The organism is uncultured Sphingobacterium sp., assembly GCF_964277905.1.
GTDB lineage: Bacteria > Bacteroidota > Bacteroidia > Sphingobacteriales > Sphingobacteriaceae > Sphingobacterium > Sphingobacterium siyangense.
The window spans coordinates 1016595-1041710 of sequence record NZ_CAXYKD010000048.1 but is presented as its reverse complement, the minus strand read 5'-3'; the positions used below and the strand labels follow the sequence as shown (position 1 = coordinate 1041710).

The 25116-nt window shown below is 38.8% G+C and carries 25 protein-coding genes; 17 read left to right on the top strand and 8 right to left on the bottom strand.

What is annotated here, in order from left to right; translation table 11 throughout:
• The first annotated feature begins 93 nt into the window (after nt 1–93).
• The 5 genes from ACHWSC_RS26260 (at nt 94) to ACHWSC_RS26240 (ending at nt 4429) form a co-directional block, all read left to right on the top strand.
• Complete coding sequence (locus ACHWSC_RS26260) at nt 94–504, top strand: VOC family protein (protein WP_394678840.1); 411 nt, start codon at nt 94–96, stop codon at nt 502–504.
• 95 nt (nt 505–599) lie between these two features.
• Entirely contained in the window at nt 600–1700 is a 1101-nt protein-coding gene (locus tag ACHWSC_RS26255) for a DNA alkylation repair protein (protein ID WP_394678839.1), read from the top strand.
• A 119-nt stretch (nt 1701–1819) separates the two neighbouring features.
• On the top strand, nt 1820–3361 hold the full coding sequence (locus tag ACHWSC_RS26250) for a M20/M25/M40 family metallo-hydrolase (protein WP_394678838.1): 1542 nt from the start codon (nt 1820–1822) through the stop codon (nt 3359–3361).
• 2 nt (nt 3362–3363) lie between these two features.
• Entirely contained in the window at nt 3364–3936 is a 573-nt protein-coding gene (locus ACHWSC_RS26245; protein ID WP_394678837.1) for a Crp/Fnr family transcriptional regulator, read from the top strand.
• A 76-nt stretch (nt 3937–4012) separates the two neighbouring features.
• Entirely contained in the window at nt 4013–4429 is a 417-nt protein-coding gene (locus tag ACHWSC_RS26240; protein WP_394678836.1) for a hypothetical protein, read from the top strand.
• Nucleotides 4430–4471: 42 nt separating this feature from the next.
• Here the strand turns inward: ACHWSC_RS26240 and ACHWSC_RS26235 are convergent, their stop codons facing one another.
• Nucleotides 4472–4921, bottom strand: coding sequence for a CPBP family intramembrane glutamic endopeptidase (locus ACHWSC_RS26235; RefSeq protein ID WP_394678835.1), 450 nt, complete (start codon nt 4919–4921; stop codon nt 4472–4474).
• Nucleotides 4922–4998: 77 nt separating this feature from the next.
• Here ACHWSC_RS26235 and ACHWSC_RS26230 point away from each other — a divergent pair, with 77 nt between their 5' ends.
• From ACHWSC_RS26230 to ACHWSC_RS26220, 3 genes are all read left to right on the top strand, one after another.
• Nucleotides 4999–6351: a DUF3472 domain-containing protein gene (locus tag ACHWSC_RS26230; RefSeq protein ID WP_394678834.1), complete on the top strand. Its 1353-nt coding sequence runs from the start codon at nt 4999–5001 to the stop codon at nt 6349–6351.
• A gap of 234 nt (nt 6352–6585) precedes the next feature.
• On the top strand, nt 6586–7734 hold the full coding sequence (locus ACHWSC_RS26225) for a serine hydrolase domain-containing protein (protein WP_394678833.1): 1149 nt from the start codon (nt 6586–6588) through the stop codon (nt 7732–7734).
• A gap of 288 nt (nt 7735–8022) precedes the next feature.
• Nucleotides 8023–9543, top strand: coding sequence for a glycoside hydrolase (locus ACHWSC_RS26220; protein ID WP_394678832.1), 1521 nt, complete (start codon nt 8023–8025; stop codon nt 9541–9543).
• A gap of 108 nt (nt 9544–9651) precedes the next feature.
• Here the strand turns inward: ACHWSC_RS26220 and ACHWSC_RS26215 are convergent, their stop codons facing one another.
• Entirely contained in the window at nt 9652–10059 is a 408-nt protein-coding gene (locus ACHWSC_RS26215; protein ID WP_394678831.1) for a putative quinol monooxygenase, read from the bottom strand.
• A 202-nt stretch (nt 10060–10261) separates the two neighbouring features.
• Here ACHWSC_RS26215 and ACHWSC_RS26210 point away from each other — a divergent pair, with 202 nt between their 5' ends.
• A complete protein-coding gene (locus tag ACHWSC_RS26210) occupies nt 10262–10981 on the top strand; it encodes a DUF3575 domain-containing protein (protein WP_394678830.1) in 720 nt (239 codons plus the stop codon).
• Between the two features lie 206 nt (nt 10982–11187).
• Nucleotides 11188–11424, top strand: a complete 237-nt coding sequence (locus ACHWSC_RS26205) for a hypothetical protein (RefSeq protein WP_075992529.1) — start codon at nt 11188–11190, stop codon at nt 11422–11424.
• Between the two features lie 531 nt (nt 11425–11955).
• Here ACHWSC_RS26205 and ACHWSC_RS26200 read toward each other — a convergent pair.
• Nucleotides 11956–13041 (bottom strand): hypothetical protein, encoded by a 1086-nt coding sequence (locus tag ACHWSC_RS26200; RefSeq protein WP_394678829.1) that lies wholly within the window; start codon nt 13039–13041, stop codon nt 11956–11958.
• 152 nt (nt 13042–13193) lie between these two features.
• Between ACHWSC_RS26200 and dapB the strand changes: the two genes are divergently transcribed.
• Nucleotides 13194–13997: a 4-hydroxy-tetrahydrodipicolinate reductase gene (gene dapB / locus ACHWSC_RS26195; RefSeq protein ID WP_394678828.1), complete on the top strand. Its 804-nt coding sequence runs from the start codon at nt 13194–13196 to the stop codon at nt 13995–13997.
• A 16-nt stretch (nt 13998–14013) separates the two neighbouring features.
• Here dapB and ACHWSC_RS26190 read toward each other — a convergent pair whose 3' ends face one another.
• Nucleotides 14014–16188, bottom strand: coding sequence for an ATP-binding protein (locus ACHWSC_RS26190; protein WP_394678827.1), 2175 nt, complete (start codon nt 16186–16188; stop codon nt 14014–14016).
• A 619-nt stretch (nt 16189–16807) separates the two neighbouring features.
• Between ACHWSC_RS26190 and ACHWSC_RS26185 the strand changes: the two genes are divergently transcribed.
• Both ACHWSC_RS26185 and ACHWSC_RS26180 read left to right on the top strand, forming a co-directional pair.
• Nucleotides 16808–17278, top strand: coding sequence for a hypothetical protein (locus tag ACHWSC_RS26185; protein WP_394678826.1), 471 nt, complete (start codon nt 16808–16810; stop codon nt 17276–17278).
• Nucleotides 17279–17403: 125 nt separating this feature from the next.
• On the top strand, nt 17404–17814 hold the full coding sequence (locus ACHWSC_RS26180; RefSeq protein WP_312460120.1) for a DUF6157 family protein: 411 nt from the start codon (nt 17404–17406) through the stop codon (nt 17812–17814).
• 34 nt (nt 17815–17848) lie between these two features.
• On the opposite strand, the gene ACHWSC_RS26175 is transcribed toward ACHWSC_RS26180, so the two are convergent.
• Together ACHWSC_RS26175 and xth are read right to left on the bottom strand one after the other, a co-directional pair.
• The gene (locus ACHWSC_RS26175) at nt 17849–18316 is read right to left on the bottom strand and encodes an NUDIX domain-containing protein (protein ID WP_394678825.1); all 468 of its coding nucleotides are present in this window, start codon (nt 18314–18316) and stop codon (nt 17849–17851) included.
• A complete protein-coding gene (xth, locus tag ACHWSC_RS26170) occupies nt 18309–19094 on the bottom strand; it encodes an exodeoxyribonuclease III (protein WP_394678824.1) in 786 nt (261 codons plus the stop codon). Before xth ends, ACHWSC_RS26175 begins: the two co-directional genes overlap by 8 nt.
• Nucleotides 19095–19323: 229 nt before the next feature.
• Here xth and ACHWSC_RS26165 point away from each other — a divergent pair, with 229 nt between their 5' ends.
• The 3 genes from ACHWSC_RS26165 to ACHWSC_RS26155 all read left to right on the top strand — a co-directional run bounded on the left by ACHWSC_RS26165 (nt 19324) and on the right by ACHWSC_RS26155 (nt 22565).
• Nucleotides 19324–19800, top strand: coding sequence for a hypothetical protein (locus tag ACHWSC_RS26165; RefSeq protein WP_394678823.1), 477 nt, complete (start codon nt 19324–19326; stop codon nt 19798–19800).
• Nucleotides 19801–20098: 298 nt separating this feature from the next.
• Entirely contained in the window at nt 20099–21280 is a 1182-nt protein-coding gene (locus tag ACHWSC_RS26160; protein WP_394678822.1) for a glycosyltransferase, read from the top strand.
• 214 nt (nt 21281–21494) lie between these two features.
• Nucleotides 21495–22565 (top strand): hypothetical protein, encoded by a 1071-nt coding sequence (locus tag ACHWSC_RS26155; protein ID WP_394678821.1) that lies wholly within the window; start codon nt 21495–21497, stop codon nt 22563–22565.
• Nucleotides 22566–22643: 78 nt separating this feature from the next.
• Here ACHWSC_RS26155 and ACHWSC_RS26150 read toward each other — a convergent pair whose 3' ends face one another.
• A complete protein-coding gene (locus ACHWSC_RS26150; RefSeq protein ID WP_201668478.1) occupies nt 22644–22997 on the bottom strand; it encodes a helix-turn-helix domain-containing protein in 354 nt (117 codons plus the stop codon).
• 472 nt (nt 22998–23469) lie between these two features.
• Between ACHWSC_RS26150 and ACHWSC_RS26145 the strand changes: the two genes are divergently transcribed.
• Entirely contained in the window at nt 23470–24528 is a 1059-nt protein-coding gene (locus ACHWSC_RS26145; protein ID WP_394678820.1) for a metallophosphoesterase, read from the top strand.
• A gap of 88 nt (nt 24529–24616) precedes the next feature.
• On the opposite strand, the gene ACHWSC_RS26140 is transcribed toward ACHWSC_RS26145, so the two are convergent.
• Nucleotides 24617–24997 carry a DoxX family protein gene (locus tag ACHWSC_RS26140; RefSeq protein WP_394678819.1) on the bottom strand — a complete coding sequence of 127 codons (381 nt, stop codon included), beginning with the start codon at nt 24995–24997 and terminating at the stop codon, nt 24617–24619.
• Nucleotides 24998–25116: the final 119 nt, after the last annotated feature.

The following is a 25116-nucleotide window of genomic DNA, read 5'->3' as shown; positions in this document are numbered from 1 at the left end:
GGATAAGTAAATTTATGGACAGTTTCAATCGGGCTATTGACAGACTATTGTCAATAGCCCTTTTAACTTTGTCATCAATAAATTTATATCAGCATGAAACTAACATCTATTCGACTGATTGCAAATGACATTCAGCAGTCCGTCAGATTCTATGAAGAAATCCTGGGGCTCACCGCACAATGGTTTACACCAGATTTTGCCGAGCTTTCCACCAGTTCGATTACCCTAGCTATAGGAAGTACTCGCACGATGCAAATGTTTAGTGACAGCCCCACTATCTTTGGCAGCATGGCCCCAATTATTATTGAATTTTTAGTGGAAAATGTAGATCATGAATATATTCGGATCAAAAATAGTGCTTCAAAAATCATTCAGGAACCGACAACAATGCCTTGGGGTAATCGCTCATTGCTTTTTTGTGATCCCGATGGTAACATGCTTAACTTTTTTACTCCGCTGAGCCCTGAGGCGATCAAAAAATTTGGTGTAGAAACCACAAACTAATCCACTCACTAATCCGCTCACATGACAAGATACTAACGTCTAAAAAATAGTATCTTGTCTTCCTTAATCGATATTTAACAGCTATTTTTCAACTCATGGCCCTAATTAAAGATATATATACACCGGAATTTTATCAGTTTATTGCCGATCAGTTCCACCGCGTTGACAACAGTTTTAACAGAGAACAGTTTATCAAACGCGTTTTTTCAGGCAGTTTTCATGAAATGGAATGGAAACAGCGTACAAAACACAGCACAGCGGCCCTGCACGAATTTATGCCGGCATCCTTTTCCGAAGCAGCGACTTTGCTAACACAAGTTGTGGAACATCTCCTGGAAACCAAGCATCCGGGAGGCCTTGAATATGTTATTTTTCCGGACTATATCGAAACTTACGGTATCGAAGATTTTGAAACAGCTGTGCAGTCATTTGAAATCGTCACGAGATTCATAACCTGCGAATTTGCCGTTCGTCCATTTATTATCGACTATGGATCTCGTATGATCGCGGAAATGGAAAGATGGTCCAAAAGCCCACATCCTCAGGTTAGACGCCTTGCAAGTGAAGGATCTAGACCCCGACTCCCCTGGGCGATGGCAATTCCATCGTTGAAAAACGACCCTTCCCCTATCCTGTCTATCCTCCAAAACCTCCATAATGACCCATCCGAGAGTGTCAGAAGAAGTGTGGCCAACAATCTCAACGATATCGCCAAAGATCATCCCCATCTCGTTCTAACCATTGCCCAGCAGTGGAATGGCATCAGTAAAAATACAGATGCCATCATCAAGCATGGCTGCCGCACCTTACTCAAACAAGGACATCCAGCAATTCTAAGCTTTTATGGACTGGATAGTAGCGATTTTCATCTTAGGAATCTCAGTATCCATACACCAGCAGTTAAAATAGGTGAACACCTTATTTTTTCCTTTGAAATTGAGAATGGAAGCAGCGCCCCCAGATCACTACGTTTGGAGTATGGGTTATATTATCAAAAGTCAAATGGTCAGCTATCTCGAAAGGTATTTAAAATTAGTGAACGAATCTATCAGGGAACTGAAATAAACCGTATCGAGCGAAAGCAGTCTTTTAAATTGATTACTACCCGGAAATTTTATGCAGGGAAACATAAAATTTCAATTATCGTCAATGGGCAAGAAACGGTTCAACAAGAATTTGAGCTATTGCACATTTAACGGAAAAATAAGAAACAAACGAAGGGCTTTCGTGTTCTACTAGAAACAACAGGATATACGCTGGACAGGTTTTTACGAGCGTATGTAAGGTAAGTTCTTATGTTAATATGAGGTTTGTTATGAAGAAAATTCTCTTAATCCTTTTTGTCTTACTTATCCTATTTATCATTGGGCTTTTAATTAGAACGCTGACTTACCCGTTTGCGCGTGTCAAAAAATTGGCTGCAGCGCCTGTGCAGCCAGCGATCAATGATAGCATTGTTGCCCGATTTGCCGGTGGCATCAAAATAGCCACAATCTCTATTGGCGACTCGACATTATTTAACCATGTTCCTTTTGAAGAACTTAATAGTTACATCAGGCACAATTTTCCACTGATCTATCGCTCCCTGGAAACCTATACGGTCAATGGCCACGCGCTGGTCATTCGACTCAAGGGAAGCGACAATAGCTTGCTTCCGCTACTCTTTCTTTCGCATATGGATGTGGTTCCTCCCGGTTCAGCTGCCATAAAAAATAACGATTCAACGCTATTTCAGCCTAGAGACCAGGCAATACCGCCCGTTAGTGAAATAGCCGAAGAATGGGACTATGCACCTTTTTCGGGGGCAGTAGCCAACGGTCGCATTTATGGCCGCGGAAGCTTAGATATGAAAGGTATGCTCTTCTCCTTACTTGAAGCTACGGAACAGTTGGTTCGAGAACAGGTACAGCCCAAGCGGGATATCTACCTCGCTTTTGGTTTTGATGAAGAAGTTGGTGGCGTACGCGGCGCAGCTAAAATAGCAGACTACTTCAAAGAAAAAGGCCTTAAATTCGAAGCCGTTTATGACGAGGGTGGACTCATTCTGGAAAAGGGCTCGGTCAAGGGAATCAGCTCCGATGTAGCATTAATCGGTTGCGCAGAGAAGGGATTTTTATCCCTGAAAATTAAGGTCAAAGGTCTTGGTGGGCACTCTTCGATGCCGCCAACAACGAGTGCAATTGGTAAAGCGGCAGTCATCATGCAGCGCTTAGAAAATCACCAGATGAAAGCACAGATCAGCCCTATTATCCAAAACTTCTTTCAACAGGTTGGTGGTAGCATGCCTTTTGTCTCCCGTTTTGCGATCGCTAATCGCTGGATTATGGAACCTTTACTTCTGGCTCAACTAACGAAAAACCACTCGACTAATGCCCTCGTGCGAACAACTACGGCACTAACGATGATGAAAGGCAGCGATGCCCCCAATGTACTTTCACCTGAAGTTGAATTTGTCGTCAATTTTAGGCTACTGCCTGAAAACACCCTGCAGGAAGTTCGGGATCATGTCCAGCAGGTTACAAGCGGGTTTGATGTTGAAATCGAACAGGTCGACAATGCCCGAGAAGCATCCAAAGTCTCACCAACAGACGTTAAAGCCTATACGATGATGGAAGCTTCTATCCGCAGGCTATACCCTGATCTTATCGTTACGCCTTACCTGACCGTTGGCGGAACCGACGCTATCAAATACCAAAATCTCAGTGATCATATTTATCGCTTTATGCCTATTAAAATTAATCACGCTGAACAGCAGAGTATGCATAGTACCAATGAATACATCAGCATTGAAAACTACTTGAAGATGATAGACTATTTTTATTACATTATGCGTCACTACGACGAGGAAACCATTTAATCGTGGACAATCTTCGCAATTATATTCACGCACTGGTTGACTTTTCGACGGATAGCTGGCACTTGCTGCAACCAGCATTGACATTGCGTAACTTCAAAAAAAATGATTTACTGCTGGAACAGGGTAAAGTTTGCAATTCGCTCTTTTTTATCGACAAAGGCTATTGTAGAAGTTATTATGTTATTGATGGAACTGTCAAAAACACAGGATTTTTCTTTGAAAACGATATCGCTACCAATATTCAAAGTTTTGGCAGCGGGCAAAAATCCGAATTTAACATCGTTGCCTGTGAGGACTTAAGGACCACTATTTTTGATAAGTCGACACTATTTGAACTTGCTGCACAGGCTATAGAAATAGAAAGGTTGGGACGGCATTGTATCAGGCAGTTTGCTTCACGCCAGGAAGAGTTTGCTAAGCTATTTAAACTCTATTCGGCTGCCGAACGTCTGTCTTATCTAGAAAACAAATATCCGGAAATTTTACAACGTGTACCACTTTCTCAATTGGCTTCTTTTTTGGGAGTAGCTCGAGAAACCTTAAGCCGGATTCGTCGAAGAAGATTAAACACCTGACATTATGTGACAATTGTCACAGGTTAAAATAATTTCATTTTGGGAACTTTGTATCAATTAAACAAAGATAAAAGATATGAAAACAGCCAATAATGCACTCTTGGATTTCGAAAAATTTATGGCTATCCGTTTAAAAGCCTCAACAGATTTTGTGGAGGGTCATTTTGATTCCCTAAAAGATATTTCTGTCTCAAATGAGCCTGCAACAATTTTTCCGCCCAATGGAATATATATTTCTGGGGTATTAAGGGTCAATGATTTTAACCAAAAAGGAGCTTCCAATTTCCTCCCGGATGCGCAAAACAACTTTGAGGTGATCCATCAAGATGCAAGTGATACGCTAGCCTATTGGACGGGTATACAACGTTCGTCCGTCAACGTAAAAGGGCAAGATACCATGGTGATTTTCAATCTCCGAATCACCGAAATCTTCAGAAAAGAGCAAGGTACCTGGAAGCTTATGCATCGACATGCCGATACCCTGTCCGAATAGTTTAAATGGCCTAGGGAGCAACAATGGTCCTCCAGCGATTTCCTACGATTTGAGTTCGGCATCGCTGGTTGATCCCTTGAATTTCTTATTCCAAAAGAGTAATAAAATAATAAACAGTATAAATAATAAGAGGGTGACTAAATTTGTCTTCCCCAACAGTGCGTGTAAAGTAGCTGGAGCTATAATTGAATTGGTTCTTATGGTGGAGAAAGTCAATACAAATGAAAAGACAATACACAAAAGCACAAATCCGGCAAAGCCACTAAATTGGCTAAAATTATCAAAAATTAAAAGATGCCAAATCGCCCAAAATATTCCCGTTATCACACTTTTAATGGGCCATTTTATTTCACCTAGACTATCATTCAAATAGCCCCGCCAAGTAAATTCCTCCATGATATCATACTGCAATGTAAACAGGCAGAACAACAGTTCGTTAGATGGATAATGACTATTACTTAAAGTATCTCTTTTGTTACAAGAGCAATTCACACAAACGATTGCATTGCATAGTTTTCGTTTAATTTAATTGTATTTATAAAATTAGGGAGAACAATTAAATTTAAATTATGAGATATCCCAAAATTACGCTACTGCTCTGCACAGTATTGGCAAGCTTTCTTTCTTGCCAAAAAAGCGAGGTACAAACAAATTTAGACGAGAAATTATCGCTACGTGCCGCATCCCCTGGTATAAGCGGATACGAAGTTCCCTTAGGTGGCAATGCTTTTGTTACTTCGGCACCTTCCGGTGCAGTAGAAGTCATCAATAGCAATGGATTGGCAAACTGGACCTATGCCAATAGCGTGATCAGTACCTATGCTAAGGTCCCCCAAGCGGGCGCTTTACGTGTTAAAATAAGGGCTAAAGTGTTACCTTCAGGCGATAGTAGTACGGTGAAGTTAACAATCAACGGTGTGAGCAAACAAATCAAACTTAAGGGTGGAACATTACAGGATTACACGGTCGGTACCTATTCGCTAAATACGGCGGGATATATAAAAATGGATCTTCAAGGTGTGACCAAATCAGGCGGTTATTTTGCAGATGTATCACACTTGATTTTAGACAGTTCGGCAACAAATGGCACTGTAATTTATAGTGACAATAATGTAGATAATACTTACTATTGGTCGCGACGGGGCCCATCCTGCCATTTGAGTTATACCATTCCAACAAATCAGCAAGTATCCTATTATTATAGCGAGCTGAAAGTACCTGCAGGAGAAGATAAAATAGGTTCTTACTTTATGGCAAATGGGTTCGGCCAAGGATATTTCGGTATGCAGGTCAATTCAGCGACAGAGCGCAGAATACTATTTTCTGTTTGGAGTCCATATAGCACCGATAACCCGTCTCAAATACCGGCAGAGGATCGCATCACATTAAATAGAAAAGGGACAAATACGACAACAGGTGAGTTTGGTGGCGAAGGTTCTGGTGGACAAAGCTACCTCAAGTATAACTGGACTGCCGCCACTACCTATAAATTTTTATTAAAGGGAGAACCTGATAACAATGGAAGTACTGATTTTACGGCATGGTTTAATGATCCTTCGACCAATAATTGGATACTCATTGCAAGCTGGAAACGTCCCAAAACAAACACCTATTTAACTGGCTTTCATAGCTTCCTCGAAAACTTCAATGCCGACAACGGCTTCCTTGGCCGTTCTGCAGAATATAGTAATCAATGGGTTCGTACAGCTACTGGAACTTGGCTGAAAGTTGTGGAAAGTACCTTTACAGTTGATGCGACCTATTCAAACAACCAGCGTATAGATGCTATTGGCGGAACAGCCGGAAAAAGCTTCTTCCTGAAAAATGGCGGTTTTTTCAATACCGTCGTAAATCCCGGAACGAAGTTCACACAACCAGGTTCTGGCACAGCGCCTTCAATAAATTTAACAACGCTACCTTAACAGACATATTTACAGTAAATTACTCTGAATTTACATCCATTAAAAGGGACAATACTTCATTAAGAACTGTCGTCCCTTTTAAACTCAACCTTGTCGTATTTACATTAACAATTCGTACCTTTCAGTAACACCTTATTATAAATAGCTGATCCCCCGCCTTGGGTTTGTAGGTAACCTGAAGGCTTTTCCAACTAACGACGATAAATTCAAACTTCAAGAATGATAAACCTGTTTATGAATTTACTATCCAACCCCTTATCAATCCTTTTGAGCACTTTGTTGCTCATCAATAGCCTTTCATCAAAAGGACAGTATCTTGAACCCATAAAAACGGACCATAAACTAAAAACTCAACTTGATACGATTGTAAACCGTTGCGTTGTCGATTATCTTTCCAACAACAATACGTTTAGTGTGTCTATTGGAATCTATAATAAAGGGTCCAAAACAACCTACTACTACAGTAAAGAAAAGTTACCAAACGCCAATAACTATTACAACATTGGATCGGTAGCGAAAACCTTTGTAGCCGCTTTACTTGCACAAGCGGTCATTGAGAAGAAAATCAACCTCGATGATGATATCCGTAAATACTTGCCCGGAAACTATCCCAATTTGCAATACAATGGCCATGGAATCCTCGTTAAACATCTTGCAAATCATACTTCCGCGCTTCCAAAGACTTTCAGATTGCTTTCTACCAAAGTTGTCGATAGTTTAAAGGGGCTCGCTATTCCAGAACAGGTAGACTACCTTGGAAATTATAGTCGCGACAACCTATTTGACGACCTGAGGAAAGTCACGCTGGACAGTATTCCAGGTACAAAATTCAGTTACAATAGCATGGCTGTAATGGTACTTATTGCGCTGTTGGAAAATAGCTATAAGAATTCCTATGAACATCTTATCAGCGCGTATCTGAAGGGGCATCTTGGCATGTACCATACAGTCCCCTACTTGAATGAGTTGCAAAAAAACGATATCGTGCAGGGCCATGATAATAAAGGGCAACCAGTTCCATTTGCCAATTTGAGGGGATTTTACTTTGGTCCTACAATGAATTCAACGATCAATGATATGTTGACCTACATCGAAGCCAATCTCAAATTAAACGATAAAGCCCTTCTTCTAACACATCAACTGACTTATGGAAAAGACGATGGATTTGGTATGGGGCTAGGTTGGATGATCAATCGTGATGAACGTGGTGCTCGCTATTTCTATCACGATGGGCATACTAAAATAGGCTACAATACCTTATGTGTGCTGTATCCTACAGACGATTATGGCATCATCATTATTGTCAACGATACTGTGGATCAACATAAGGTTGGTGAAATTGAAAATGCCATCAGACATCAGTTTTTAATGCGTAATCAATGACAAGCTTGATCTTCATCTTCGGCTGAAAAGAAGGGGTAAAATTAAGTCATCATTAAAAAAATATGTGTTTATTTTTAAATCAATAAAAAATAAAATTAAAATAATAGAAGTAATAATAAATTCTCCCAAAATATTATTAATTTTCAGAAACTAACCAATGTGGAAATCGGTGAATGTTTATTTTTTAACCAAAGAAAGGAGGCAAACAAAACAACGACGATGAGAACCGCTTGAAAAACCAAGCACAATTAAATTAATGATTCATTCACAAATCTTAAAAACTAAGTTATGTTAAAATTAACCAGTCGCTGGAGCAGACTTTATACTGTTTTGGCCGTAGTTTCCACATTTTCTATTTTTAGTTGCCAAAAAAATTCATTGACTCTTGAGAGTCCAGAGGCACAACTTAACAAAAAAGCTGCAGTATCTGCGCAAGCTGGAGCTACAATTGCAACATTGAATTGGGATCAAACCTATCAAAAAATTGATGGATTTGGTGCATTCGGCGGTCGGATTGTTCCATTCTTTGAATCCGCAAAAAGAGATAGTATCCTCGATTATTTATGGGGAGGCAGTGGGTTGAAATTGAATATCCTTCGTGGCAAGGTACTTCATACCTACCCTTTTAACCAACAGACCAAGGTCGTCACCATTAAACCTGCAGGAGTTTCGATTGACGTGGATCCCAATAGTGCAACATATCAGAATTTGACAGCAGACGAAAAAGAACAGCTTGGGCAGGTCTGGATCATCAAGAAAGCGAAAGAACGCTATGAAGTTCCCTTCGTTATGGCAAGTACCTGGACTCCGCCATTATACATGAAGACCAATACGAGTAGTATTTCCGCGAAATGGTTTAATGGGCTTAATTTTAATACTTCTTCAACAGCTTTTGCTCGCTATCTGACTGGATTTGTAAAATCGTTTCAGAACGAGGGAATTACAATCAATGCTATTTCTCCTTCAAATGAGCCTGAAAATGTTTTTTCAGACTGGGATGCTTCTTATTGGGACTCTTCACATCTGGGACAGTTTATTACCAACAACCTCCGTCCCGAATTAAATAGCGCGGGTCTTCAATCCACTAAGATCATATCTTCTGAGAATGCGGCCTGGGGAACTGCCGATAATTTCCTTTCGGGCATGGACAGAAGCAAAGTCGACATTCTCGCCGGGCATGGCTATGTAGAGATAAGTGGCATCATCACTGGTCAACGTGGATTTAACCAGAGCCCTTCCATGTGGAATTTTAGTATTGGAGGTAAACCAATGTGGGTAACAGAAGCTTCCGATGATGGCGGCAATTATGACAATGGTATTGAAGGAGGCTTGAAACTGGCGGTTAATATGCACAAGCTTCTTGCGGATTGTAACGCCAATGCTTATGTGTTTTGGCTAGGTATGCTGGCATTTCAAAATAATGAGGCGCTTATTTGTACAAAGAGTGATGGTTCCTTGGAATTTCCAAAAACGTACGATGTGATGGGACATTATTCCAGATTCATCAAAGCAGGGTATATGCGAATCAATGTAGGGGTTCAAAATGGAAATGGCTTATTAATTTCGGCTTACAAAGATCCACAAACAGGTAAGTTTGTCTTAGTTGTCACCAACACGGGAACCGCAGCAGTTCCATTGGATATCAACCTTACAGGTTTTGCAAGCGGCGCATTGAACAATTACCAAACAACCGCAAGCAGTTCGGGGCATTGGGGTAACGTTGGCGCTATAAGTCCGAATAGTTCAGGCGTCTATTCTTTAACAATACCTGCTAAAAGTATAAGCACTTTAGAAGGCAACAAACTTTAATTTATCAATTATACTGAGGGAGTGCGCTCCCTCGGTATATAATTTAATATTTGATATGCGCTAAATCCTACATGTTACTGATCGTCAAATCCCCATTTAGCTCCACACCTATTCTTTCATTTTTGTAAACATAAGTTTTGCAGTATCTGGATCCAATACGTCCATATCAATGAGCTTCAATAATTTCACCATATGGAGCGTAGTAGACTTATATTTTAAAAAGTGTGCTGTTTTCAAATGGGCAAGGTAAGCTTGCTTGTCCCGATAGATTTCCAGGATACGTATCTGTGTTGGATTATCTTTTTTGAACATTGGAAAAATCGCAACAACACCTTCTTCAAGCGCGATAGATGCAGCAGCCTCCTCTTTTAAAATGGTCTTGTATTCTTCGAGGTGTTCAACATAAACCTCAATTTCAGAAATACGTACCATAGACTCCTTACCTTGTCCACGAACAATATCCGCGCATAAGAAAAGTATGATCAGCGTTAAGGGCAAAAGTAATAATGATTTCATGTGATTAAGTTTAAAAGTTGTGGCCCTGATCATTTTTTCCAATCAAAGCCCTTCACAAATTTCGTTATACTGGATGATAACACCAATATATTACTGAAATATCTACCAGTTTTACGGATTTAAGTCAAAATATCGATGTCTTAGATTTCTCTTAAATCATATAATCCAATATCTTTGCTACCTGAATTTTGGAAAAACTACGATGAAATTGCACTACCTTGCGGTGCTTACAATTGGGATATGTACTATCACTGGAATAAAAGCACAAGAAAAATCAAATCTTATCAAATTAAATCTCTGGCCTCTATCTGTTGGGAATATTGCACTGGAGTATGAAAGATCGATCAATGAGCATCTATCGATCAATGGAACGATCAGTTATCGTCCAAATGCCAATTTACCCTTTAAATCCCTTTGGGAATCTGCTTTTGACGATGATAATAATATTTTGGGTGAAGCTAAATTAGGGGCTTTTTCCATCACCCCAGAAGTACGTTTCTACATCAGTAATAAAGAAGTGTTAAAGGGATTCTATATAGCACCTTTTGTTAAATACGCCAATTACAGTGTACACACAAAGATTACCGTTGACGAATCAAATTATCACAGCGAAGTACCCATATCGGGTACCTTAAATGCTTTTACCGCTGGTGTGGCTGTCGGAAACCAATGGAAGCTTGGACAAAACATCTATTTAGACTGGCGCATTGTCGGTCCCAGTTATGGCTTCAACAATGGAAAGTTCGAGGGGAAAACCCCATTAAATGCGGACGAGCAACGCGAAGTAAAGAGACAGCTGGAGGAATTTGACAGTAATCTCATGAAGATCAAAAAGGAAGTGAATGCTGATGGTGTAACATTAAGCACTAGCGGACCATTTGCTGGTATCCGCACCGCATTATCCATAGGTTACCGGTTTTAATTACAAAATCCTCCCCTCCTCATGTCATCTATTCCAATAAGCGCTTCGCCTTTTACATTCGCGCCCTATGGAACGAAAACATATACTATATGTAGAACGGCTAAGGGAGGTATCTTTTCAGTTTTTAATAAAATGTTCCTAATTTCATCTTTCATATCACTTTCTCCAAATACTCTTGCTACCTTTGTTCTTCAAATTAAATTAACATGCCAAAAGAGACAAGAACAGGGCTTTATCAGGGAATCATCGAAAAAGATGATAATGGGAACTACTTTTGTGGCCCCTACCTACTGGATTATCAGACCGTAGAAACTTACTATAAATTGGGCGATCGCGTTAGTATCAAAACCATTATCAAAAATACAAGCCGTAAGAGTATGGAGGCTTATCCGCAAAAATCAGTTAAATTTTCATTTGCGACAGAGGATCATGGAAATGATTAAAACTCACTTAGATTGAACAATTTAAATAACAAGGCCTTTTCCACAGAATTGGCCTTGTTATTTTAAAGATTACCTTTGACCTGAGACTAAAAACAAAGCCTCTGATTTTTGGAAAATCGAGAGGCTTTTGCACAATCAAATTGATCGATTACTTTATAAAATAGGTATATTTTTTTTCGGGATAAAGAATGTACTATCGGACCACTTATCTAAACGATGCATTTAAAATTCATTTTCCATAAAAATTAATCAAGATTCACATGCTCTTCGAACGCCTCATTCGATCGTCTCTGCTACCATGTATTGTAAGTTTCATTACCGATTTACTCTTCAAAGATAAATACTAGTTTAATAGCCTCCGAGCGGGAATGATTGTCTTGCCTCCTTTTTCGTTGAAATCGCGATTCAGTACGATGAAAATTAAAGGGTGAAGTCGTTCGTTTTTTTTATAATAAATCTACATTTGCACGAAACAATTAACCTAGCAATGAATAATAGACATCTTAATTACCATTGTGCAATTAACCGCGGCTAGTACCTAATCTTAAGAGCAATAGGTTGCAATTCCTCATCCGGTATTTGGGGAACATATACGGTTTGCCCTCCCCTTTCGTCGATCAATAGGGCCAATAGGCTGCTAATATCGTCGACCGTATCCAATCCGATAGGATTGTCTACGATAGCTATATCCTGATCTGAAAGAATCTTTACGGCTTGATGGAAGCTCTCTTGAACGACCAGGATATCCCCACGGCCATCTTGACATGCACGATAAATTTCTTGCAGATCAGTGATCACTAAACCCTTGCCCACAGCTTCTTCCAGTTCTTTGAAGTAGTCTTCATTTTTTCGTACCAGTTCCTGTTTCATAAAATTCCAGGCACGGCTCTCCAACTGATGTGTTTCAATGTTATTGTAATCTATAGGTAAGTATCCATAATAGATAGACGGTCTATCCGCAACCTGTAAGAGCTTACTATAATTATTCTCCGTGCAAAACACGAGTGTTACACTCTTTGTGTCCCCAATATAACGCAGGAGCGCTTTGTCTACTCTATTAAGATATTCCCTTAAGAGGTCATCAAGATGTTTAGCATCGCTACTTTTATCGGGAAATGTATTGTAAAATTGATTTTCGGCAATTGGAAACTCTTCACTACTGATATCCTCAACAATGCGACCGTTCAAGGCACGAAAAAGATGAACGCCACTTTGCGAAAGCAACATCACAAGATAACTGGTTTGACGCCCAATCTCCTTAACCAAAGGGCGTACAGCAAATGTATTGCTAATATGGACACCTTCTTGGTTAGTCTCCCATGATGACTTGAAAACTTCTGCGATCGTATCTGAAACGAAGATATGCAGACTTTCGAGATTATAATTAATATCGAGTTCTTGCGCTATCTTTTCCAATTGTTTGATGAGGCCAGCAACGTCCCTCATATCATACTTATCCGTTAGTCTATCAATCGCTTCTCCGATAAAATTTTTGATCTTTATTCGATCGCTTAGGTTATCAGGATGTGTGCGATGGGTATTGATGGAAATGGTAATGCATAGCTCATCCTGAACTCGGATAAGCATTTGTAGAAGTTGTTTTTCGGTCATAATCATGGACAAATAGTTAAAAAATTGAAGACACTTTACTCATAACAACAAATTAAAGATCCTTCTTGTTTGTGTAAAATGAGAGTAAGTATTACCTCATTTAGGTGATTATCGAAACAAAAACAGCTTATTTATAGTTATTAATAGTTAAAAAAACAATGATGAAAAAGGTGTTTATTGCAGGAGCAACAGGCTGGGTCGGTAAAGAATTAAGTAAAAATATAATCGACGATACAAACTATAAATTGGTTGGCGGGCTTTCGCGCTCTTATGCAGGAGAAAATCTTGCTGAGATTCTAAAGATAAAGACGTCGCCGATTCCCCTATTTGATACAATAGAAAATGCAATGGGGGATATTGATTTTGATATTTTAATTGACTTTACCAGTCCACTTATTGCCAAGAAGAACATCCTGAATGCGATAGATAAAGGTAGGCATGTCCTTATTGGGACTTCAGGGCTCTCAAATCAGGATTATGAGGAAATTGAAGAACATGCTAAAGAAAGCGCGGTATCCGTACTCGCCGCCGGTAATTTTTCGATCACCGCTGTTTTGTTAAAGAAATTTGCAGAAACAGCTGCTCAATATATTGATCAATTTGAAATCATAGATTATGCATCCCAAAGAAAGGTAGACTCGCCAAGCGGCACAGTAGCAGAATTAGCCTATAGTCTTTCCAAAATTAAAACGCCGAAGATTGAATTTCCCATAAAGGATACCGTCGGCAACAAAGAGACTCGTGGTGGTAATATCAATGGTATTCAAGTGCATGCGATAAGACTGCCGGGCTATGTACTAGGTGTAGAAACAATCTTTGGTATGGAAGATGAAAAATTAATCATCAAACATGAAGCTGGAACTGGTGTAGCACCCTATCTGAATGGCATTAAGATTGCCCTTGCCAAAATGGGTACCTTTAAAGGGTTAAAACGTGGTTTGGACACCATAATGAATCTGTAAATTAGATCATTATCTATCAACCTCTAAATTTAACACAGAACGTTGTACCCACACTGAGATCGCTTTCTACAGTGACCTTCGCATCGAGACGATCCGCTATACGTTTGACGATGGAAAGTCCAATCCCCGATCCCTCAAAGCCCTGTGAATTCGGCAGGCGTTTAAAGATGTCAAATATATTACTGTCGTCCTGAATATCTATGCCGATACCATTGTCCTTGATGTAATAGTAAACTGAATGGCCGTGTTTTTCACTATAAACTTCCACCCTCGGATGATCTTTTTTACTGCTGTATTTTATCGCGTTGCCGATCAGATTTAAAAATAGTTGATATAGCAGTGTTCTTTCCCCGAGAATTGGCCAGGTCTCCCCTAAAACAAATTCCAACCTTGTACTATCAAACTGCTGCTTGCAGCTTTCGAGAATATTAAGAATTTTGTTTCGTGGATCGATCAGTTCTGTTTTGAAGGCTACATAATTAGACTGCGTAAGTTGATAAACCTTGTCCATCATTTCTGTTATCAGTCCAGTGGCATCCATGATATTCGTTGCCATTTTTCGTAATGTCTCTTTCGGGAGATCATCTTTCATCAACATCATCTGTGCAGCGAGCTTTATCGAGGAAAGAGGGTTTTTAAGATCGTGAGTCAACGTATAGCCAAATGTATCTAAGGCATTGTTTGATCTTACGAGCTCTTTATTGAGCTGAGCAATCTCCCCACCCCGTTGCGCAATAGCCTGTTGGGTTATTTGTGCTACTTTTTCAATAAAAGAAAGCTCCGCTTTTTTCCATTTAATAGACTTTCCTTTCATCGTTTCACGCCAAGCTTCAAATGATGTCCTGGGTGACGGAAACTCTATTTTCTTTTCGGAATCATAATGATAGATTTTTTCGGGTTTCCCTGCCCATACATCTTCGTATACGTGCTCTTTACGGAATAAATAAATGTACCATTTATTGCTGGGAAGAATATTTATCCGTAAAACTCCAGGAAATATAACCGATTGTGCTGAGTCGGTCCTGTTAGGAACAAAATTTGAAGTAAAAAATAAATCACTCTCGCCCTGTTTTTCTATATACAGATCAATCTGTCGTTGCTCTAATTCTGTCGGTACTACACCCCAAGTTTTGGAACCACGGTCATGTTTGATCATCAATCCGTCTGCCTCCACTATTTCCAGGATTTGCGGTGCGAAACGTTCAAGCACAATTCCGATATCACTGTTTACCAATAATTCAGACTTTAGGTCACGTTCCATAACCCCCATTATAGTTTGTGCAACAAGACTTTCTCTTTGATATTCTGAAAGGTAATAATTTATAGCGTACTGCGTTAAAAAGGCGCATAAATGACGTTGGCCTAGGTCTACATTCAAAGGTAGACTATTCTGGCAGGCCACCAGTCCCCAGAGTTTCCCCTCGATAACGATGGAAAAACTTGCACTGGCACGCACCCCCGCGTTCTTAAGATACTGTAAATGTACGGGAGACAATGCTCTGAGACTACAACGAGTCAGGTCCACTTCACTTGCTTCAAGGCCCTGTATAGCAATAGTTGATGCCTCAATATCCGCAACATGGCGCGCAGGGAATTTAACATACAGCGCGCGTGCTTGCGCCGGAATATCAAATTCTGGATAACGGTACCCCATCAATGAGGTCATTCCATCTGCGATGGACTCTGCGATTACCTGTCCGCTATTGTCCTCTTCGAAACGGTATACCATGACACGATCAAAACCAATAATCTGACGAATCAACACAGTCAATGATTGCCAAGCATTTCCGTGTTGCTCTTCAAGATATTTCGCATAATAAAATAAACGGGTCGCTTTTAGATGATTCTCACTACAGATCTCGACTTCAACGTATGTTTTCTCATCATACAGGTAAATGCTCAGATAATAATCTACATTTTTGATACGAATACGTTCTACAAAACGGGTAAATATCTCCCCTGTGATCTGTTTTTCCATTTCTTTGAGATTCAACTCCGGTTCGGACGATATCAAAGGCAATAGCTGCTCGATCGATCTCCCTAAGATTCCCTTCATAGGAATATCGAGCAATACAGATAGGTTTTCACTTGCGGCGATACACCCATTCTCATCGAAAATACAAAGGAAACCAAAATATTGGATCTTACCACATAGGTGGATTTCTTCTTCGTGACACTCCAGTTGACGCATAGTTTACTAGTTTTTAATCTTTTAATTTGCTAATAATAGGAAATTCTCGAAAGAGATAATTTGCCTCGCATAATAAATCTAGCACCCCTCTTCAAACATGTCATATCTAGGGCTAATATAGAAAAAAATAACTAGGAAAACCGGGTCAATCGATTGTCTAATATTTATTTTGAGATTCGAATATTCCAAAAGGCTTGTATTGACGGCTTTTAATAGGTTGTTTGCATAAACAAAAAAAAGCTAGGTTGGAAAGGTGCCTAGCTTTTAAAACTTTCTTCATGACCGGACAAGTGGTCTTTATTTAATCAACAATACTTTTTACGACTTTGTTTGGATTATCTTGGATATTACTCAATTAAAGTATAAATAACGTCATATAAAGAATTCGAAAGAATATAAGCATCAGCGAAACTTTTATACGGTTTTATATCATTGGCTAATAGATTGAGAAGTCCTGAAGCAAAACACCACAAAGCTCATAATGAACTATTTACAACAAACAAGTATAAACCACATTTTCCGTAATATTTACGCAAAGATAGGATGTTAGTCTTTAGTTAGTAAAACTATTCATCAGTAAATCTTGTCCTTTGAACATTGTCACTAAATAAATAATATTATGATTTCAAACAAAACATTACTCGCTTCATTAGCGACTGCAGCAATTCTAGTTTCATGTAACAATCAAACACCACAAGAAAAAGCAACCGAGCACATGGAAAATGCGGAGGAAAAAGCAGCTGACGCTAATGAAGAGGCCATGAAAACCTCAGAAGATGCTGCAACAAAAGATGCGGAAGCAGTTATTTATTCAGATAAAGCTGCGGCCAATGCGGCAATTGCTTCGGTGACTGCCCCAGTACTCTCCAATGATAAAGCTAAAGAGCTTTATACAAAGTTAGGCAAAACTTGGGTAGACCGCATCAATGCAGAATCTGCAGAAAAAGCATTGGATAAAGAAAAATCGATATTGGATATTAAAAATGAAATTGAAAAAAATCTTGTTGAAGGAAAAATCTCCGCTTCGGATAAAGATAATATCATGAAGTATCAGTCCGACTGCCTAGCCGCTATAAAAGCAGCCCTGTAATTTAGAACAACAACTGATAATCAGTAATTCATAAGATATCTTGCGATCCACTATCAGATCGCAAGATATTCTATTATTTTTGTTTCTATCATTACATGCCTTTTGATTAAAGAAAAATAAGAATTATGAAAACCCATTCGACAAATTACTTCAATACTTTAATTGAAGCTGCAACAGATACCAAAGTAGTTAAGGGTACTATTCCACCATCAAAACGCCATAAAACCATAGCTGAAAGACAATATGAATTAATCGCCGCTGCGCCTTATCAGTATACATCTGACGATATTATTTTCCAAGTCTATGCGGAAAGAAGGGACCTAACGCCAGATGAGTATCCCGAAGCAAGAACAGTTTTTTTCTCTAGAGGACAAGCTTGCCTGCGCGCCTCCCCTCTTACTAAGACATATGGGTATGGAATTCATAGCAATAGTGAAGGCAAGGTCGCCTTATACGGAATGGAAACAGCTATTTATCAACAATTTGTAGCGGATGACAACACAACAAAAGTTAAGGCAATGAAATCTGCTAGGTAGCGCTCGCACAATAAACTTGTATGGAAATAAGCGATCACTTCCCATGAGCAATAACTTGCTCCAGAAAAGAAATCTGTCGTTCGTTTATTTTCCTCTTAGCTTCCGCAAACGTAAACCAATCTCCACGATCTATTTCAGGATAAGTTTGCATATTTTCCGATTTAGGTGGCCATTCCATGTCAAAGGTATTGCTTACAAGTCTAGCAGGATCTATATCTCCTTCAATTGCCCAGCACTTAACTATTTTGCCTCCTTTTTGTTGAATAGCATTTAGCGCAATAAAATTTCCACAGGGAAGATAGCCTGTTTCTTCAATAAACTCTCTTTTGGCCGCATCAAGTTCATCTTCGTTCAAATCGATTTCTCCCTTAGGTATTGTCCACGAGCCCTCATCTTTTTTAGTAAAATAGGGTCCTCCAGGATGTACTAAGAAAAAATAAATTTCTAAGGCCTGAAATTTATACAATAACATTCCCGCACTGGTATTTATCTTCTTAGCCATTTGTGCTGATATTTCGTAATCGAATCCATGTAGGCGCATGGTCGCTGCTCTTCTCCCAGCCGCGCACATCACGATCAATTCCGCCTTCAATTAAACGATCCTGAATTGAAGGGCTCAATAAGATATGATCAATACGTAAACCAGCATTTCGACTGTAAGCTTGGCGAAAGTAATCCCAAAACGTATAAACCTGCTGATCCGGAAAAAGCTGACGAATAGAATCCTGCCAACCCTCTTCAAGAAGCTGACTGAAAGCATCCTTCACCTCCTTTCTAAACAATGCATCGTTGACATATTTTTCAGGTTTATACGTATCCATTTCTGTTGGAATAATATTAAAATCCCCAATGAGTATCGCTGGAACATCCATACTAAGCAGCGTTTTAGCCCGCTTTGCTAAGCGCTCGATCCACGTCAACTTATAGTCAAATTTGGGTCCCGGAAATGGGTTGCCATTGGGCAGATAAAGACAGCAAATCACGACTTGCTGGATCATAACCTCCAAATAACGGCTTTGTACATCTTCGGGATCGCCTGGAAGAGCTCTAGCTACTTCTTCGATCTCATATTTGGAAAGTACCGCAACTCCGTTCCAACTTTTCTGACCATGCCAAACCGCATGATATCCGCTGTCATTAATTTCTTTCAATGGAAAACGTTCCTGCGGAGATTTCAACTCCTGCAGACATACGACATCAGGCGATTCTTCTGCTAACCAACGTAACAACACAGGAAGACGTGCATTGATGCCATTAATATTATAGGTGGCTATTTTCATGAAATTGTCCTTCTAACTAAAATAGACAACCAAAGAAGCTTTTCAATTGTTTGAAAACTGCTCAGAAAAATTTAATAGTATAATTTAACAAGTCCAGTCTGGAAGGAATCCTTTATTCCATCTGTCTTGCAGACCAATGGTGCTATTCACGTTAAAATCTTTCATAAATAGGTTAAATAACATTAAATTAATATTATATTTATATAACCATATATATAAGCATTAGATCATGACAAAAACATCCCCAAAAAAAGTCTTACGAAATGACATTGTCATTAACCTAAAAGATTCACTACCGTACCTAAAAGATTATTTAAGTAACAAAAAACTCAACTCTCGCATAGAAAAAGCAGCTAAATTATTAAGCAAGGGTATCAAAAAGAAGAAAATTAAGAAATTAAACCATCGAGAACTTATAAAGACCGATAGTAAGACTAAGGCTTCCTCCAAGAAAGATCTTGATCAGCCGGCCGTTGATCCTACACTAAATGATACTACAGAAAAAATCACAGTACCCTCCAAAAGTACAGCAAATCGAAATACTGATACAACAAAAAAGCCAGTTGCCAAACGAGCGGATACAGACCACAGCGATATCGAAAGTAAGTCTCTTAAGCTAAAGGATGTTCAAAGTAAAAGTTCCGCCACTGTAGTTGACGTAAAACCACCTGTCCCTCGAAGCAAAAAAGAGAAGGTCGAAAAATAAATCAGGTTCTTTAGCGCTATAAATACGTAATCGACCTGTTTTTTTCCGAGCGATCTCACTTAAGCTACGTTATTTCCTTTCAAAAACTACGGTTAAAACTTTTCAACCTGCTTTGGGTATAACTTTTGATCCAACAATAGCAAAAGAATTTAAACTCAAACAAGGTACTGAATATGGAAAATATCGATAAAAAAGCGAAAAAAATGGGTCTAGAGAAGGGCTATTATTTATTGTTAATGGCGATTCTAGATCTTCCAGTTGAAGACGTACAAAATGCTGTAAAGGAGGATTAAGTCATATGAAAAAAATAGCAATCATAAGTACTTGTCCTCCACAAGAATGTGGGCTAGCAACATTTACCAAAGATCTCAAACAGGGAATGGAGCTCTATCCGAATGTCCAAATCGATATTGTCGCTGTATCTAAACTCGGTTCGGAAGATTTTGACCAATCGATACGATTTGTCATATACAGGGATCGACTCGATAGTTATCATCAGGCAACTCGTATTATTAATGAAGAATATGATTATTGCATTATTCAACATGAATTTGGAATATTTGGAGGAGCCGATGGCATTTTCATAACACAAATTGCCAATAATCTAAAGATACCCCTGCTAACCGTGTTCCATACCATTCTTCAAACCCCATCATTGCAGCAGAAGGAAATCACCGAGCTGTTGTTGAAGAAATCTCAGGCAGTTGTTAGTTTATCGCCCAAAGGTATCGAATTATTAGAGGAGCAATTCGACTCTACCCATACAGATAAGATTAAAGTGATACCACATGGCGTACCACATTTTGATTACAATCAGGGACTCGCCAAATACAGATTAAACCTTCAACACAATTTTGTAATGATGACTTTCGGTCTCATCGGAAGAAGTAAAGGATTGGAATATGCCATTCAATCCTTGTCGGAAGTTGAGCTCCCAGGATTCAAATACCTGATCATCGGAAAAACACATCCAAATGTTCTGGCCCATGAAGGGGAATCTTACCGTTTTGAACTCCAAAATTTAGTCGATCAGCTTGGTTTACAAGATAAGGTTGTTTTTATCGATAAATTCTTAACGGACGAGGAGCTTAAGGAGTATTTAACAGCCTGTGATATTTATCTGTCTCCTTATCCACACGAACAGCAAATCAGCAGTGGTACCTTATCCTTTGCTGTGGGTGCCGGTGCAGCTGTTATTTCGACACCATACTGGCATGCAAAAGATTTATTGAAAGACGAACGTGGTATCCTGAGTCCATTCAACGATATCGCCGCAATGCGTGCTAATATTAAAATGCTGTACCAATCACATCGATTACTAGCCTGGCATCGTTTCAAAGCGCGTAGTTATGGTGAACAAACAGTTTGGGCAAATGTGGCAAAAACGTATCTGGAGCTTCTACAAGGGTTAGCAACTCCAGTAAGATCTTTAATTGATTATGAACAATATATTACAATGGATCTAAAAAGGGAAGCGTAAATTGATAGAAAAAGCATAAACATTTTATATGATATGCATGTTAAGTAAAAAGACGATCTTTGTACGCTAACATTAAGATAAAATCCATCAGCACATGATATATTCGAAAATAGCGCTGTCAACAGTTTTTTTATTATTGATGGCGCTCATTTGTACGGGCCAGGTTTTTGATCGCGAACTGAGGAATCAAAAGGAAAGGACGCAAAAGGAATTTTTGAAATTTATTACTGAATTAGGAAGCAAAATAACAGATTCAACCTTAACAAAAGAACAACAAAATGCATTATTTAATCCAATTGTTGCGTATGCTCACAAAGAGCATGCTGACTTAACACGATTGCGCAAAAAATATTTTAAAAAAATACAGGCTCCGCCATCAGTACTTAATGCATTTATTTTTGATAGCGAGCCTCCTGCGGAGCTATCGAAAATGTTGGGAACCCCACAATTCACGACAGTAACCTTGCTGCAATGTTATCGACCTATTGAAATAGGCCGACTTATCAGTGGAATTATTCAACCTGGGATTTATCAGCAATCTAATACAGGAACAAACGAAGCTACAATAGCTTATACCTTTGGAAATCAAGCATTCGCTAAACAGTTAAAAGAGGATATTTGGCAAATTTGGTTAGTAAATAGGCTTTATATGCTTAGGTTTAACCTGGATCTACAAACTATGGTTATCGATCATTCGGAATATACGCTGCCCAATAAAGCGGAATATTTACGGCTTCAGTTACCGTTCGTAATTCAGAAGCCAGCCAATGAATTAGAGAAACTTTATCAAGAAATGGATGAAATACGCTGGAACAGCTATTCATCAACAGGTATACAGCAAGTCAGTCCTCAAGAATGGCAAGATACTATTGATAAGCGATTATCGGAGTTTTACCTAAAAAATCATCCCCGTTTCATAAAAGTTCAAAATGAAATACTCAAGGATATAGAAAAAGGAAACGGTTTGGATGCGAGCTGGCAGGAATTACATTTATCTTCCGATGAAAATATACAATTGACACAAACTTTAAAAAACAATATGCTGCAACCCGATGAAGCTGCACAGCAGCTATTTTCATTTTCAAATAGCATTATCCCCTTTAATCAAGATATTGAAGAAATTGGAAAAAATGCAATGTCAGGGTTCTTACACTACATAGTTGGCCATGAAAAAGACCAGGTGTGGAAAATTAGATCTTTAGGCTATTCCATTGCCTTCGAATATACCTGGGATCTAAAACAAGGTCGATTTTCTGAAATAAAAATCTTTAAGAAACAATCATAGTGTGAATTTCCATTGCGCCCATAATAATCTTTTTTGATTTGGGTATTGATAAAAAAATTACGGAAAACAACGTTGCCGTTACGTTATCATTTTATGCTTGGCGCCCCATTTTTCCAACTGACACCAAATAGGGATAAGTTCTGCCGCAATTTCAGTCAATTCATATTCCACTCGGGGGGGCACTTCTGCATAAGCAATCCTTTTAACAAGTCCTTGCTTTTCCAACTCTTTGAGCTGCAAGGTGAGCATGCGATCTGTAATTCCTGTAATCAATTGTTTAATTTCACCAAACCGCAACTTTCCATGCTGCAATTTAGCAAGTATCAGCAGCTTCCATCGGCCGCCGATCTTGCATACAGCATATGCTAAATCACATTCAATAATATATTGTTCATTAATCCTATTTGTCGAATTTTCTTTTCGTTTTCCCATGATTTAAAATTTCTTTAATAGCGTACAATCCGTTGCAAATAGGGACAAATTTAAAACTTCTACCCTACATCTGTGACATCACATTCGTCAATAATATGACACAAAGCAATAGGAGGTTATAGGCTCCAAAGCGTAATAGTCTTTATCTATGAAAATAATTTAACACCGAAATTATGATTACGGAAAAAAACACCTATTTTAGGTTTTGTAATCCAATTATTTATTCCAAATACGCCTGATCCAAATTAGTTAGACTTCGAATATGCTCCAACAGTTCTATGCTTATCTAAAAATTTTAATGCTATTCATTTTTTTAGATCTTTTAATCTTCTTAAGAATTCGGACATTGTCAATTTGGAAATCCAATCCAAAGCTACTAAACATAGTCTGGTGGTCTGTCAGTATACTTTCCTATCTGTGCATATTTCTTAATTTATTTTTTAAATGGACTAGTTTTGAATCTGCCTGTTTCGTGTTTTTTCCACTTTCGTTGCTATTTGGTAAGATAATCTGTCTTTTCTTTATCGGTATTGATACTCTTGTATATACGTTCAAAATAATTAACAAACGTTTAAAAAAAACTAAATCTTCGCCGAAACAGACTGGAAATTTACCGCCTATAAAAAGATCAGATTTTATAGTCAAAAGCGGCCTTCTGCTAGCCAGTGTTCCCATCGTTGCACTTACACGTGGATTTGCCTTCAATTTGTATAAGTACCAGGTCAATCACCTCGATTTAATCCTACCTAAGTTACCGAAATCATTTGAAGGAATTACTATAGCGCAAATTTCCGATATACATGCAGGTAGTCTATTTAATTCAACTGCTGTAAAAAAAGGGATCGACCTCTTGTTAGCACAGAAGCCTGACATCATCTTTTTTACAGGGGATCTAGTCAATGATTTTGCTGCTGAAATGGAGGACTATTTATCCATATTTGATAAAGTGAAGGCTCCATTAGGCACATTCTCTATACTTGGAAACCACGATTATGGAGAGTATCATTTTAACAGACATCATTTCTTTGATCAAATGAACTTGACCAAGGAACAAAATCTTTCAAATCTCAAATCCATTCATCAACAACTAGGCTGGCAACTACTTCTCAATGAATCGAAAGAACTGATACTGAATAACGAAAAGATTACCATTATAGGCGTTGAAAATTGGGGAGCAAATAATCCCAAAAATTATGGGAATATCGATTTGGCCATGTCTAAAGTAGATAAATCTTCGCCCATCAACTTTATGCTTTCACACGATCCCTCCCATTGGCGCGGGGAGATCATACCCAAATATCCCACAATCGACGTCACTTTCAGTGGACACACACATGGGGGACAATTCGGTTATAACAACCCGAATTATCAGTGGAGTCCAGTGAAATATGCTTACCGTGAATGGGCCGGCCTGTACCGTGAAAAGCATCAGGCACTGTACGTAAATGTTGGATTCGGTTATCTAGATTATCCAAGCCGAGTTGGGATACTACCGGAAATCACCATATTTCATCTGAAGAGTAAAGGTTAAAGCATTCAATACTGTTCCTGATGAGTCGGTAATCCAGTGCATATTTTCGGGTAACTCATTAAATTCGGTACAGGTTTCAACACGATTTCTAATTGAATTTCCTATCGGCTGGTCTGAAATACCAAGAAGTAGCAATTAGAATAATATATAATAGTGCCGGAGCCATTAAACCGAAAGAATCTCCCGATGCAATATGTGAATACAAAGCACCAGTAGCGGTAAAGAAAATACCCGCATATGCCCATTCTTTCCAAAGAGGTCTTTTGGGCCAAAGCAAGGCAACCACGGCTAAAAGCTTCCAAATTCCAAGTAAAGGAAGTATATAACTAGGATATTCCAAATGAGTAACATTTTGTATCCCACCTGCTCCTTCCGTTTGAATTTTAAAAATCTGTATGATGGCAGTTGACAATAATCCTACAGCCAACCATACGGTCGCTATCCAATAAATTATCCTATTCCTTTTCATAATGCTATGATTTACTTATTATACTGTTAATTACTTCACGTTAATAGTCATCTCTCCTATCTTCGACACTTGGTCTTATTCTTATTTCCTAAAATATGCGAGGTCTTTTACCGACCGCT

Bases quoted from the DNA above. Each gene is read 5' to 3' on its own strand.
- ACHWSC_RS26260 (WP_394678840.1), top strand. From the start codon at position 94: ATGAAACTAACATCTATTCGACTGATTGCAAATGACATTCAGCAGTCC.
- ACHWSC_RS26255 (WP_394678839.1), top strand. From the start codon at position 600: ATGGCCCTAATTAAAGATATATATACACCGGAATTTTATCAGTTTATT.
- ACHWSC_RS26250 (WP_394678838.1), top strand. From the start codon at position 1,820: ATGAAGAAAATTCTCTTAATCCTTTTTGTCTTACTTATCCTATTTATC.
- ACHWSC_RS26240 (WP_394678836.1), top strand. From the start codon at position 4,013: ATGAAAACAGCCAATAATGCACTCTTGGATTTCGAAAAATTTATGGCT.
- ACHWSC_RS26230 (WP_394678834.1), top strand. From the start codon at position 4,999: ATGAGATATCCCAAAATTACGCTACTGCTCTGCACAGTATTGGCAAGC.
- ACHWSC_RS26225 (WP_394678833.1), top strand. From the start codon at position 6,586: ATGAATTTACTATCCAACCCCTTATCAATCCTTTTGAGCACTTTGTTG.
- ACHWSC_RS26220 (WP_394678832.1), top strand. From the start codon at position 8,023: ATGTTAAAATTAACCAGTCGCTGGAGCAGACTTTATACTGTTTTGGCC.
- ACHWSC_RS26215 (WP_394678831.1), bottom strand. From the start codon at position 10,059: ATGAAATCATTATTACTTTTGCCCTTAACGCTGATCATACTTTTCTTA.
- ACHWSC_RS26210 (WP_394678830.1), top strand. From the start codon at position 10,262: ATGAAATTGCACTACCTTGCGGTGCTTACAATTGGGATATGTACTATC.
- ACHWSC_RS26205 (WP_075992529.1), top strand. From the start codon at position 11,188: ATGCCAAAAGAGACAAGAACAGGGCTTTATCAGGGAATCATCGAAAAA.
- ACHWSC_RS26200 (WP_394678829.1), bottom strand. From the start codon at position 13,041: ATGATTATGACCGAAAAACAACTTCTACAAATGCTTATCCGAGTTCAG.
- dapB (WP_394678828.1), top strand. From the start codon at position 13,194: ATGATGAAAAAGGTGTTTATTGCAGGAGCAACAGGCTGGGTCGGTAAA.
- ACHWSC_RS26190 (WP_394678827.1), bottom strand. From the start codon at position 16,188: ATGCGTCAACTGGAGTGTCACGAAGAAGAAATCCACCTATGTGGTAAG.
- ACHWSC_RS26185 (WP_394678826.1), top strand. From the start codon at position 16,808: ATGATTTCAAACAAAACATTACTCGCTTCATTAGCGACTGCAGCAATT.
- ACHWSC_RS26180 (WP_312460120.1), top strand. From the start codon at position 17,404: ATGAAAACCCATTCGACAAATTACTTCAATACTTTAATTGAAGCTGCA.
- ACHWSC_RS26175 (WP_394678825.1), bottom strand. From the start codon at position 18,316: ATGGCTAAGAAGATAAATACCAGTGCGGGAATGTTATTGTATAAATTT.
- xth (WP_394678824.1), bottom strand. From the start codon at position 19,094: ATGAAAATAGCCACCTATAATATTAATGGCATCAATGCACGTCTTCCT.
- ACHWSC_RS26165 (WP_394678823.1), top strand. From the start codon at position 19,324: ATGACAAAAACATCCCCAAAAAAAGTCTTACGAAATGACATTGTCATT.
- ACHWSC_RS26160 (WP_394678822.1), top strand. From the start codon at position 20,099: ATGAAAAAAATAGCAATCATAAGTACTTGTCCTCCACAAGAATGTGGG.
- ACHWSC_RS26150 (WP_201668478.1), bottom strand. From the start codon at position 22,997: ATGGGAAAACGAAAAGAAAATTCGACAAATAGGATTAATGAACAATAT.
- ACHWSC_RS26140 (WP_394678819.1), bottom strand. From the start codon at position 24,997: ATGAAAAGGAATAGGATAATTTATTGGATAGCGACCGTATGGTTGGCT.